Below are 11,809 nucleotides of genomic sequence, written 5' to 3'. Positions count from 1 at the left end.
CACGACGCGCTCATGCGGTGAGTCCCCGCCGGAGGCGCCAGAACGCCCCCGTGCCGGCCAGGACCCCGATGAGCGCGACGACCGCCGCCGCCCCCCAGACGGCGCTCGCACCGGCGCCGGTGGTGGACAACTCGGTCAGGCCGGCCGCGACCCGGCCGTTGGGGGTGATCAGGGCGACCGACTGCAACCAGCCGGGCAGGTTGTAGAGCGGGACCAGGCTGCCGCCGAGGAACGCGAGCACGAACGACACCCCGAGGATCAGCCCGTCGGCCTGGGCGTCGGTGCGCGCCGATCCGGCGGCCAGCATCACGATCATGGTGGCGGTGAACGCGTGGGCGACGAACAGCAGCAGCACGCCCGCAGGGTCACCCCAGCTGGTGCCGAACAGCCACTGGGAGGTCAGCCAGGTCGCGACCATGCTCAGCAGCGCCAGGGAGAACCCGACGACACCCTTGCCGGCGACGACCGTCCAGACCGGGATCGGCGCCGCCCGCAGCCGCAGCAGCGTGCCGTTACGGCGCTCGGTGAGCAGGCTGCGGGCCGAGGTGCCCGCCACGAAGTACGCGAACAGCACCGCCATCCCGGCGCCGTAGTACACGCCCATGTCCACCGCGCCGTCGGCGACCGGGTCGCCGGCCAGGCTCAGAGGTGGGCCGGCGGCACCGTTCTCCTCGACAAAGATCTGCACGTCCTCCGCCAGCACCCCGGCGGCCAGCGAGGCGCGAACCGCCAGCGTCCGGGCCTCCACCAGCGCGGACATCTGGTCCACCATGCTGCGGGCGATCACCCCGGCCAGCGGGGCGTCGGCCGACTCCAGGACGGACACCGTGCCGCCCTGACCGGACCCCACGCTGTCGCTGAAGCCTGGCGGGAACACGATGGCCGCACCGACCTCTCCCGCGTCGACCGCTGCGTCGGCAGCGGCCTCGTCCGGGTACGTGGTGAAGGCGACCAGTCCCTCGAGCTCCTCGCTCTCCAGCGCCTCGCGCTGCACGCTGGCGGGGAACTCGCCGCCGTCGAGGTCGACGATCGCGATCGTCGTCGACAGGGGCGGTTCGTCGCCGCCCAGCGCCAGCCCGAACAGGCTGGCCAACATGATCGGCGCGATCAACGCCACGAGCAGGGCGGTGCCGTCGCGCGCTCGCGACCGCAGCTCCAGCCCGCCGACGACTCGCAGGGGCCTCAGGGGGTTCGACACAGCTGTCGCTCCTTCAGTCCCGCAGAGTGCTGCCGGTCAGGTGCAGGAACGCCGCTTCCAGGTCGGGCTCGATCACCTCGACGCCGGTGACGGCGGCCGATCCCGAGACCGCCTCCAGCATGCCCGGCAGCAGGGTCCGTCCACCAATGACCAGCAGCTGCACCGTGGTCGGGCCCGTCACGACGGCCTCGGTGATGCCCTGGACGGTGCGCAGCTTCTCCGCCGCCGCCCCGATGTCACCGTCGAGGACGAGCTCCACCCGGTCGGTGCCGCCCAGCTCGGCGACCAGCTCCCGCCGGGTGCCGTCGGCGACCAGCCTGCCCCGGTCGATGATCCCGACGCGCGTGCACACCCGCTCCACCTCTTCCATGTAGTGGGAGGTGTAGAGCAGGCTCATGCCGTCGGCGACCCACCGTTCCACCTGGTCCAGGATCGCCGCCCGGCTCTGCGGGTCCACACCGACGGTCGGCTCGTCCAGGATCAGCAGCCGCGGCTGGTGCAGCAGGGCCACCGCGATATTGGCGCGCCGTTTCATGCCGCCCGAGTAGTGACCGACCCTGTCGTCGGCCCGGTCGGCCAGCGAGACCATCTCGAGCAGCTCGTCGATCCGGGTGCTGAGCTCCGACCGGCCCAGCCCGTACAGCCGGCCGAAGAAGCGCAGGTTCTCCCGGGCCGACAGCTCAGGGTACAGCGCGATCTCCTGCGGCACGAACCCCACCAGCCGCTTCGCCGCGATCGGGTCGTCCGCGACCGGGACGCCCGCCACGGTGACCGACCCGGCGTCCGGAGCGAGCAGGCCCACCAGCATCGAGATGGTGGTCGTCTTGCCGGCACCGTTCGGGCCCAGGAGCCCGTACGCCTCCCCCTCGGCGATGCTGAACCCCACCTCGTCCACGACGGTGTGATCGCCGTAGGCCTTCACCAGGTCACGGCATTCCAGCAACGAACTCATGAACCCTCCGGCGGGGCGCAGCCCTCGACCGTCTCCGGCTGAGAGGCGCCCACGATGTTGTTGCGGAACCGCTGGGCGGTCGGGTCCGTCCCCAGCTGCATGTCGTACGGCTCGCTGCCGGTGATCGTATTCCACAAGATGTCGTTGTCGCTGCTGTCCGAGCCGCCCCAGTCGGCGGAGCTCGCCAGCACGAACGAGGCGCCCATCACCGACGGGCCGCCGGGACGGTTGGCATGCAGGCGGTTGCCGACCATCGTCATCCGCTGCACGCCGATCGCCGCGATCCCGACGCCGGAGATCGGCGGGCCGGACGCGCCGAGCGCCTGGGGGTCGTCGCCGCCGGCGGCGAGCTCGTTGGCAGAGCAGTCGTTGTCGGCGACGAGCACGTCCTGCACACCACCGGGCAGCTCGCCCTCGTAGACCTGGTGCAGCAGCATGATCCCGGCCGCGTTGCCGCGGCACCGGTTGCCGATCACCTGGGCGCGGCTCGAGTTGTCGATGAAGACGCCGTAGGCGTTGCCGGTCAGGGTGCAGTCCTGGATCACGGCGTCCGCCGTGGCGCAGAACGCGGTGGCGACGCCGGCGTACTGGCTGCCCTCGCCGCGGCAACGGGTGACGGCGAGGCCCGACGACTCACGCAGGTACAGGCCCCAGACGGCGTTGTCGACCACCTCCACATCCGTCAGGTCGAGGCCGGTGACGGAGTGCGCGTAGATGCCCGCACCGCTGAAGCCCCGGATGGTCAGGCCCGTGATCGAGACGTCGGCGGCCCGGTGCACGGCGATCCCGCTGACCACGCCGGGAGGGGCGTCGTGCAGGGCCGGGATGTCGGTGTCCGCGACGTCGCCGGGGACGATCACCGTGGCGCCCGCTCCGGCGCCGACCAGGGACACGCCGGCGGTGGTGACCGACAGGCTGCCTTGGTGCTCTCCTGCTGCCAGGCGCACGACCGCGCCCGGCGCGCACTCGTTCAGCACCTGCTGGACCGGCTCCCCGGGCTGCACGGTGATCTCGGAGATGGTGGCGGTCATCGGCGGACTCCTTCTCGTGTGGTCAGTATGGCGATGGCGATGATGCGGTCGTCGCGCCAGCCCCACCGGGCCTCGGCGACGGGCTCGGCGGTGCCGTGGTCGGGGAACCGCTCGAGGACGGCCCGGCCCGACGCCCCGCGGACCCAGCAGCCGCAGCGGCGTGCCAGGGCGATGCCGGTCACCGACTCGACCTCGCCGGCCGCGGTGGCCAGCACGTCGGTCAGGCCCGGCTGCGCCGGGGCGTCGGCGACCGCGCGGAAGTCGTGCCAGGAGAACCCCGCGGGGCGGCCGCCCACCGCCTTGATCAGGCTCTCCTTGACCACGACGCTCGCCGCGGCAGCAAGCGTCGTGTCGGTGTGCAGGACGCGCTCGTCGTCGGCGACGACATGGCGGGTGTACTCGGAACCGCCGTAGTCCATGGCCCGGCCGATCCGCCCGATGTCGGCGACGTCCACGCCGAACAGGAGGGGGGCGTTCACCGCGAGACCCGGTCCAGGAAGGCCAGCAGCTCGGCGTCGTAGACGTCGGGCCGCTCCACCATGGGGATGTGGCCGCACTCGGCGACGGGGACCATCTGCGTCCGTTCGAAGGTGGGCACCAGCTCCTGCCAGGCGTCGATCGGGGTCATCTGGTCGTCCTGCCCCCAGACGAACAGGGAGGGGCAGTCGACCTTCCCCAGGGAGGCGGCCACCTGGTAGCTGCGGGTGGCGCGCAGGCTCCGCGCCATCGCCACCATCGCCTCGCCCGTGCTCAGCAGGTCGGCGGTGAGCCGGATCTGCTCCTCGGTGAAGAGCGGGTCGCCGTAGAACAGCGCGGACAGCATCAGGTCGCGGAACTCGTCGTTCAGGCTGACGCTGCCGCGGCGGTCCATCGACAGACCCACGTCGGGGTCCGCGGTGAGGCCCGGCGCACCGCTGACCACGATGCCGCGCACCCGCTCCGGGTAGCGCGCCGCCAGGTCGATCGCGACCAGCCCGCCCAACGAGTTGGCGCACACGACCACGCCGTTCGCCGTCTCGCCCGCCTCGTCGCAGGCGGCCAGCAGCTCGTCGCCGAGCCGCTCGATGGAGCCGGCCACCCGGCGGTCGACGCCGCAGATCGGCTCCTTCGTGCGCAGCACCGGCCAGCCCTGCTCGGCCACGGCGGCCATCGGGGCATCCCAGATCCACGAACCGGCGAACAGGGCGGACATGAAGACGACGGCCGGCCGGCCGGGCGCTCCTGGCCGGTGCTCGGTGGTGAAGACGGACATGGATCCTCCTAGAACAGACCGTCGGGGGCAGGGGTGGCACCGCACTCGCAGCCCTGCTGCTGCCCGGAGTGCTCGACGAGGGTCGAGCACTCCGGGCAGCGCAGGTACAGACTGTCGCGCACGGGCGTCCACACGCTGGTGTACGCCCCGGCGAACAGTCCTCCCTGGAAGAAGCGGCGCATCGATCGCTGGTGCGGGCGCGCGTGCACGGCCCGGATCGACGCGGGGTCGTCGAACGCGGTGAGCGTGTACTTGCGCCGCCCGATGTCGAAGATGTTCGCGCCGAGGAACCCCTTGGTGGTCCGCAACGACCTGACCACCTCCGTGCTGAGCAGGTCGGCGTCGGCGGCCTCGGCGTCGTCCCGTGACTCCACCCAGGTCAGGGTGAGGGCACCGGGCCTGGCCACGCGTCGGGGCGGCACCTGGGCGCAGTAGCCGAACCGCATCCCGTCACCGCCGTCGGGCACGAACATTCCTCGGTGCCCCAGGGACTCGGCCACCTCGACACGGTCGAAGTGCCGGCGCGCCCGGACACCGTCGTCGTCGACGCGCAGGACATCCACGCCGCTGAACTCGGCAATCCGGTTCGTCGGTGCGATCCCCAGGTAGCTCACGCGGTGCGAGCCGCGGGCGGACCAGCCAAGCACCACGGTGCCCTCCGCCAGCAGAGGTGCGGCGAAGTCCACCACCAGGTCCGGGAACCGGCTGAAGGTCTGCTCGACGTGGTCCTGCAGCTCCTGCCCCCCCAGGGTGTGCGGGGCGTCCGGGTCCGCGTACTCGTCGGCCAGGTCGGCGATCCGCGGCGCGTCGCGAGCAGTCCAGGCGCCGGCCCACTCGGTGGCCAGGAGCGGTGCGTCGGTCGTCACAGCAGGCCCCCCGCACCGGTCTCGAGCGGTGCGCCCGCGCGGTGGCGAGCGCCGGCCGGCGCCGGCTCGTCGTCCTCGGGCAACGAGGCGGTCACGGCGGCCACGGCGAGGGCCAGCTCGGCGGTGTGACTGATCGACACCCGCACCACCGCCTCCGGGTCGAGGCGTCCGGCCCGCAGTGCCTCCCCCAGCAGAGCCCGCGGCGGGTGGCCGTGGAGGCAGGCCTCCGTCCGCCGGCAGATCGGCGTCGGACGGGGCAGCACCTCGACCTCGACCAGCCATCGCTGGCGGTCCGGCACCTCCAGCAGGGACAGGACCGCGTGCTTGGCAGCCAGGCGACCGGCCCAGTGCTCCAGCGTGCGGCCGGTCCCCGAGCGCAACCGTTCCGCACGGGTGAACACCTGGCCGGGAGACAGAGGTGCCACGAGCTGGCTCGGGGAGCACAACCCGGCGAAGCCGACCACGCCGCTGCCCCACTCCTTCATGACACCGGCTCCCGGTCCAGACGCCGCAGCGTGGCCGGTTCGGCCAGGCTCTGGCACCGCAGCCCGGCCGCGCGGGCGAACCCGGTCAGCGCCTTGCTGTCGCCCACCTCGACCAGCCGGTCGATCCCCAGGCCGGCCATGGCGGACATGCTGTCCGCCCACCGCACCCTTCCCGTGAGCTGGTCGATCAGGGCGTCGGTCAGCGTGGCGAGGTCGGTGCTGGGCTCGCCGGTGGCGTTCGGTACCACGGGGACGCTCGGCGCCTGCTTGGGCACCGCGCGGACCGCCACCGCCCAGGCGTCGACGACCGTCGCCATCAGCGGCGAGTGGAAGGCGTTGCTGACCTCGAGCGGGACCAGCTGCCGGGCCTCGCCGGCGACGGACACCAGGCGGTCGACGGCGGCCCTGGCGCCGGACACGACGACGTGCTCCGGCGCGTTCTCCAGCCCGACCACCAGCGGCTCGTCCGGCGTGGCGACCTGCGCCGTCAGCTCCTCCACCACGGTGAGCGGCAGGCCGATGACGGCCACCATGGCACCGGTGGCCGGGATGCCCGCCATCAGTCGCGACCGCTCGCCCACCAGCCGCCACGTGGCGTCGGCGTCGATCACACCCGCCGCGCACCACGCGCTGAGCTCGCCGACGCTGTGCCCAGCGACGGCTTGCGGCTCGAGCCCGCCGGCCCGCTCCCGCAGCACGGCCAGCGCGGCCAGGTTGCACGCGGTCACGGCGGGCTGGGCGTAGGCGGTGTCCACCAGCCGCGCCAGCGGTCCGGACGCGCACACCTCACCGATCGGCAGGTCCAGCGCGGCCTCGGCGTCGGCGACGACGGGGGCCCCGGCGGCGCTCCTGCGCAGCCAGGCGCCCATCCCGACCCGCACGGTGCCCTGCCCCGGGAAGACGAACCCCGTCATGCCGACCTGCCGTACATGCGGCGACGCCGTGCCGGTGCCGCCGCCGACGTCTCGGTGCCGAGGAACCCGAGCAAGAGCTCGGTCGTCACTTCCGGCTGGTCCAGCGGGATCCAGTGGGAGGCGCCGGTGACCTTCTCGTAGCGCCACGAGCCCCGGACGAACTTCGCGGACCCGGTCATGCCCTCCTCCAGGAGCGCCTTGTCGCCGTCGGACCACACGCCGAGCGTGGGTGCGAGCACCGGCGGGAAGTTCGACTCCACCCGCAGCTCTGCCTCAGGGGAACGGTTGGCGCGATACCAGTTCAGCGCGGACGTCAGCGCGCCGGGCCTCGCCAGCTCCCGCGGATAGCGCTGGTAGTCGCCCTCGTTGCCCATGATCTCCTTGAACAGGCGCCAGCCGTTACGCCGGAGCAGCTGCTCGCTGACCCCCGGGAACTGGTAGAAGAGCATGTACCAGCTGGCCTTGCGCTGCTCGATCGACGGCGTGGAGAACACCCCCGGGTGGCCGACGGAGAACACCGCCAGGTGGTCGACCCGCCGCGGCATGAGGAACGCGTACATCCAGGCGATCGCCGCGCCCCAGTCGTGGCCGACCACGTGCGCCCGGGAGATCCCGAGGTGCTGCGTCAGCGCCACGACGTCGTTCACGACAACGCGCATGTCGTAGGCCTCGACCTCCTGCGGCTTGCCGGACTCGCCGAACCCCCGCAGGTCGGGGGCGATCACCCGGAAGCCGGCCTCCACCAGGGGGTCGATCTGGTGACGCCACAGGTAGTGCGAGTCGGGGAACCCGTGCAGCAGCACCACCGGGTCCCCGGTCCCCCTGTCGACGTAGGCGATCTCGATGCCGTTCACCGTGGCGGTGTCGGTCAGCAGGCTGTCCTTCTTCATACCCTCTCCCGGAACAATCGCTCGGCGAAGAACTCGCTGAACCCGAAGTCCGGCACGTTCTCCGGTGCCACCATGTTGAGCAGCCCCGTCACCGACGCGGCGAAGTTCTCCTCCATCAGCTCGCGCGCCCGGCGCCTCCGGGCCATCGCCTCGGGGCCGAACTCGCAGTAGAGCTTCGCGACGATGTCCGCGCCGAAGTGCAGCCGCTCCATCCGGAACTTCCGTTCGATCAGGTACGGCTCGAACGCCGCCGGGGACCAGTCGTCGCCCCCGGTCAGCACGTCGCAGACCATGCGGGTGTCGCGCAGGCTGCACGACAGCCCGGTGCCCAGCACGGTGTCGGCGTTGCCGGCCTCGTCACCCACCAGCACCACGCCATCGGTGACGATCGACTGCTCGGGGAACATCGCCACCGACGGCCACAGCTTCAGCGGACCGATCGGGGTCGCCGCGGAGTACACGGACGCCCCGCCGTCCGGCAGGGACGACAGCTCGAAGTCGGCGATGAACCGGTCCACGCCGCCGTCGCCCTGGTAGCGAGGACGGTTCTCGGTCGGGAAGTTGATGTAGAGCCGAGCCATCCCGTCGCCCTGCGGGAACACCATGAACATCCGCTCGCCCTCGGTGCCCATGGCCTGGACGTCCATCGGCCAGTCGTCGAGGCCCGCGACCCGCAGGCCACCGCCCCAGTGGTGGACCGAGTTGGTCATCGAGACGCCCACCTGGCGGCCCACCGTGCAGCTCCGGCCGGTCGCACCGATCACCAGGCGTGGCCGCAGCTCGTGCTCGACGCCATCGAGCCGGTAGGTCACGGTCGGCTGCTCGCCCCCGGTCACCGCCGCCCGCTGCGCGCCCATCACGACGGTGGCGCCGGCGTCGGCGGCCTGCTCGGCCATCAGCTCGCAGACCGTGTGGTGAGGGAAGGCCATGGGACCGCCGACGCCGGGCACGAACCGCGTCATGTCGACCGTCTCGGCATCGCCGGGGGCGACCGTCTCGTCCCACTGCGTCCACTCCCGGATCTCCCAGCCGCCACCGAAGCCGAAGCACTCGTCGACGCCGAGGCGCTGGGCCTCCTGGAGGCCCCACGGGGCGATCCACTCGCCACGCACGATGTCGGTGTACTCGGCCTGCTTCTCGAGCAGCGCGACCGACAGGCCGCTCGCCGCCAGGTGGGCGGCGGCCGAGGCACCGGCGATACCCCCACCGACGACCACGACGTCAGGCGCGTCGTCCGTCGCTTCGCTCATGACCACCTCTCCCAGTACGTCCGTTCGCTCGCCGGCACCCGGCGAGCGGGATGAAACGTGGTGCCGACGGTGTAGGCGACCGGGACCAGGCAGACCTGGGTGACCCCTGCCGGGATGCCGAGCAGCTCGCCGACCTGTCGCTCGAACGGCAGGTGCATGCTCGTGATCGTGCTGCCCAGGCCGCGGGCGCGGAGCGCGAGCTGGAACGACCAGACGGCGGGGAAGATCGACCCGTAGAAGTTGCTCGCCCGCATCGCCCCGATGCGGGCCGCGGGTTCGCCATCGGCGCGCCGCTCGCTGCGCGCGTCGTGGGCCCAGGCCTCGTCGATCGCGTCGATCTGCGGCGGCCGGCCCAGCACGCACGGGACGACCAGGGCGGGCACCTTCCGGATCGACGCCGCCAGCGCCGCGGCGGAGGCCGTGTTCCGCCGCGCCTGCACCGTGTTCCGGCGCCGCCCGGAACGCGTCCAGGTCTCCTTCTGGTGGAACCGCCACGAGATGTCGAAGAGCTGTCCCAGCCGTTCCTTCACGGCGGGCTCTGTCAGCACCAGCCACCGCCAGCCCTGCTGGTCGTTGGCGTTCGGCGCCTGGACCGCGACCTCCAGGGCCTCCTCGATCACCGACCGGGGCACGGGCCGTTCCAGGTCGAGCCGACGCCGTACCGACCGCGTGGTGGTCAGCAGGCGGTCGGCCTCGGAGACGTCGAAGACACCGGTGACCGTCATGGCCGGCCCAGGACGGTCGCGCCGCACACGGAACCGGCGGCCTGGCTGAGCACGAGGGCGGCGCGCGCCGGTACCGGCAGGCGCGATGACGTGACGTAGTCGGTGCGGCTCCCGACCGTCGGGCGTGCCAGGGAGGACAGCGCCGGGGCGACGCCGTCCCGCACGGCCAGCGCGGCCAGGACGAGGTTCAGGGCGCCGGAGGCGGCCCGGGCGTCCCCCGTCAGCCCGGTGCCCGTCGACAACGGGGCACCGAGCGTGGCGCGGACGGCGCTCGCCTCGGCCGGGTCCCCGGTGCCCAGCACCAGGTCCACCAGGTCCCACGTGTCCTTGAGGGCGGAGAGGGGGTCCGTGAGCTCCTCGGTGCCGGTGTGCGCGCTGCCCAGGACGGTGGCCACGGGATCGGCCCCGCGTTCCGCGGCGTGACGCGCCGACTCGACCACGAGCGCCACCGCTCCGGAGGCGCCGGCCAGCATCGCCTCGTACGGCGTCCCGTCCGTGGCGGGCACGAGGTCCGGCTGGTCCAGACGCGGGTCGGCCTCGTCGGCGGCGACGACCACCACCACCTCGGCCTTGCCGGTGCGGATCGTCTCGACGGCGCAGTCCATCGCGATCGAGGCCGAGGCACCGCCGTGGCAGATCGTCGTTGTGGGCCCCCGGAGGCCGAGCGCCTGGCAGACCGCCCCGCCCGTCGCGTTCAGCACCACGTTGGAGAAGCTCAGCACCGCGGGGTTGTTCGGGTTGGCGAGGACGCTCTCGTCGAAGCCGCCGGTGCTCTCCACGGACCCGCCGGCGGTGGCGAATATGACCCCGACCTTGTCGGCCTCCGCCCGGGTCATCTTCAGGCCGGCGTCCTCCCAGGCGAGACGGGACGCGGCGATCGCCATCCTGGACAACTGGTTCATGTGCCGCCACAGCGAGCGGGGCGCGTAGGTGCGGCCGCCCAGGTCCGGGAGCTCGCCCCGGGCCGCCCTGCGTCCCTCGTCCAACGCCGTCACCAGCTCGGCGCGCCCGACGGCCGCCGCGGTGACGGGGCCCAGACCGGTGACCACCACGTCCGCGGCCGGCAGCTCCTCGTAGGCACGCGGCTCGGCAGGGGTGGTCAGGACGAGCGACGCGTTGTTGCCGCCGAACGCGTAGTTGTTGCTGACCACCACGTCCATCGGCAGCTCGCGGGCGGCGTTGGGCACGAAGTCCAGCGTCGCGGCCTCCACCTCGGCCTCGGAGAACCCGATGGTCGGCGGAGCGACCCCGCTGCGCAGGGCCAGCAGGCTGGCCACCGCCTCGACGGCCCCGGCCGCACCGAGGGTGTGCCCGACGGAGCTCTTGATGCTGCTGGTCGGCACGGTCGCAGCACGGTCACCGAAGACCGCACGCATGACCTTCTTCTCCATGGCGTCGTTCGCCGGCGTGCCGGTCCCGTGGCCGTTCACGTAGTCCACGCGCTCGGGTTCCAGCCCCGCGTCGGCCAGCGCCCGGCGCACGGCGCTGATGCCGCCCCGGCCCGTCGGGTCGGGAGCCGTCGCGTGATAGGCGTCCGCGGACAGCCCGTACCCGGCGACCTCCGCGAGCGGGGTGGCGCCCCGCGCCAGGGCCAGGTCCAGCGGCTCCACCACGAGGAACGCCGCACCCTCGCCCAGGTTCAGCCCGTCCGAACGGCCGTAGGGGCCGCAGCGCCCGGTCGACAACGCCTGCAGGCCCGCGAACCCGGCGTAGGTACCGAACAGCAGCGGGTCGACGCCGCCGGCAAGCATGAGGTCCGCCTCGCCGGTGAGGATCTTGTCCTTGGCCAGCCCGACGGCGTTGCCCCCGGCCGCGCACGCGGTGGACACCAGGATCCGCGGACCGGCGCTGCCGACCCGGCCCGCCACCACGTCCCCGGTCGCGTGCATCGGCTGGTAGCCGCCCGCGCCGTCGGGGGTCGACTGGCACTTGCCCAGCACGATGCCGAACCGGGTCGGGTCGGGGCCGTCGACGCCGGCCTGGCTCAACGCCTGGCGGGCGGCCACCAGCGCGAGCTGCGCCGTCCGGTCCAGGCCCTGGTCGCCCTCGGGCAGCTGGGGAGCGATCCACTCGTCCGGCACCTGGCCGGCGTAGCGCGCGTCGAACGCGCTGTACCGCGGGTCCTCGATCGCCGTGATACCGCCGTCGGCGGCCGTGATCCGCTGCCAGAACTGGTCGGGGTCGGCACCGGCCGCACAGATCACGCCGACGCCGGTCACCACCACTTGTCGCGTGGCCATCAGATG

Annotated in this window: 12 protein-coding genes; all 12 read right to left on the bottom strand. The window is 72.9% G+C overall.

Going from position 1 to position 11,809, the window contains the following annotated elements; all coding sequences use genetic code 11:
- Positions 1-10: 10 nt before the first annotated feature.
- Genes PZC42_RS07250 through PZC42_RS07195 form a run of 12 tightly spaced genes read right to left on the bottom strand, consistent with a single transcriptional unit; the run spans position 11 to position 11,803 of the window.
- Positions 11-1,198 carry an ABC transporter permease gene (locus PZC42_RS07250; RefSeq protein WP_277209539.1) on the bottom strand — a complete coding sequence of 396 codons (1,188 nt, stop codon included), beginning with the start codon at positions 1,196-1,198 and terminating at the stop codon, positions 11-13.
- Positions 1,199-1,211: 13 nt separating this feature from the next.
- Positions 1,212-2,150 carry an ABC transporter ATP-binding protein gene (locus PZC42_RS07245; RefSeq protein ID WP_277209538.1) on the bottom strand — a complete coding sequence of 313 codons (939 nt, stop codon included), beginning with the start codon at positions 2,148-2,150 and terminating at the stop codon, positions 1,212-1,214.
- A complete protein-coding gene (locus PZC42_RS07240) occupies positions 2,147-3,181 on the bottom strand; it encodes a right-handed parallel beta-helix repeat-containing protein (RefSeq protein WP_277209537.1) in 1,035 nt (344 codons plus the stop codon). The genes PZC42_RS07245 and PZC42_RS07240 overlap by 4 nt, the downstream gene beginning before the upstream one ends.
- Positions 3,178-3,660: a holo-ACP synthase gene (locus PZC42_RS07235; protein ID WP_277209536.1), complete on the bottom strand. Its 483-nt coding sequence runs from the start codon at positions 3,658-3,660 to the stop codon at positions 3,178-3,180. The genes PZC42_RS07240 and PZC42_RS07235 overlap by 4 nt, the downstream gene beginning before the upstream one ends.
- Positions 3,657-4,433: an alpha/beta fold hydrolase gene (locus PZC42_RS07230; RefSeq protein WP_277209535.1), complete on the bottom strand. Its 777-nt coding sequence runs from the start codon at positions 4,431-4,433 to the stop codon at positions 3,657-3,659. Before PZC42_RS07230 ends, PZC42_RS07235 begins: the two co-directional genes overlap by 4 nt.
- A gap of 8 nt (positions 4,434-4,441) precedes the next feature.
- Positions 4,442-5,299 carry an ester cyclase gene (locus tag PZC42_RS07225; protein WP_277209534.1) on the bottom strand — a complete coding sequence of 286 codons (858 nt, stop codon included), beginning with the start codon at positions 5,297-5,299 and terminating at the stop codon, positions 4,442-4,444.
- Positions 5,296-5,784 carry a holo-ACP synthase gene (locus tag PZC42_RS07220; RefSeq protein ID WP_277209533.1) on the bottom strand — a complete coding sequence of 163 codons (489 nt, stop codon included), beginning with the start codon at positions 5,782-5,784 and terminating at the stop codon, positions 5,296-5,298. Before PZC42_RS07220 ends, PZC42_RS07225 begins: the two co-directional genes overlap by 4 nt.
- Positions 5,781-6,698, bottom strand: coding sequence for an ACP S-malonyltransferase (locus tag PZC42_RS07215; RefSeq protein WP_277209532.1), 918 nt, complete (start codon positions 6,696-6,698; stop codon positions 5,781-5,783). The genes PZC42_RS07220 and PZC42_RS07215 overlap by 4 nt, the downstream gene beginning before the upstream one ends.
- On the bottom strand, positions 6,695-7,588 hold the full coding sequence (locus tag PZC42_RS07210) for an alpha/beta fold hydrolase (protein WP_277209531.1): 894 nt from the start codon (positions 7,586-7,588) through the stop codon (positions 6,695-6,697). Before PZC42_RS07210 ends, PZC42_RS07215 begins: the two co-directional genes overlap by 4 nt.
- A complete protein-coding gene (locus PZC42_RS07205) occupies positions 7,585-8,838 on the bottom strand; it encodes an FAD-dependent oxidoreductase (protein ID WP_277209530.1) in 1,254 nt (417 codons plus the stop codon). The genes PZC42_RS07210 and PZC42_RS07205 overlap by 4 nt, the downstream gene beginning before the upstream one ends.
- Entirely contained in the window at positions 8,835-9,563 is a 729-nt protein-coding gene (locus tag PZC42_RS07200; protein ID WP_277209529.1) for a nitroreductase family protein, read from the bottom strand. Before PZC42_RS07200 ends, PZC42_RS07205 begins: the two co-directional genes overlap by 4 nt.
- Positions 9,560-11,803, bottom strand: coding sequence for a beta-ketoacyl-[acyl-carrier-protein] synthase family protein (locus PZC42_RS07195; protein ID WP_277209528.1), 2,244 nt, complete (start codon positions 11,801-11,803; stop codon positions 9,560-9,562). Before PZC42_RS07195 ends, PZC42_RS07200 begins: the two co-directional genes overlap by 4 nt.
- Between the last annotated feature and the right edge of the window lie 6 nt (positions 11,804-11,809).

Origin of the sequence: Isoptericola croceus (genome assembly GCF_029382255.1) — a bacterium.
GTDB classification, from domain to species: Bacteria; Actinomycetota; Actinomycetes; order Actinomycetales; family Cellulomonadaceae; genus Isoptericola; species Isoptericola croceus.
The sequence above is the reverse complement of the archived record's forward strand: the minus strand, read 5'-3'. Positions and strand labels throughout refer to the sequence as shown.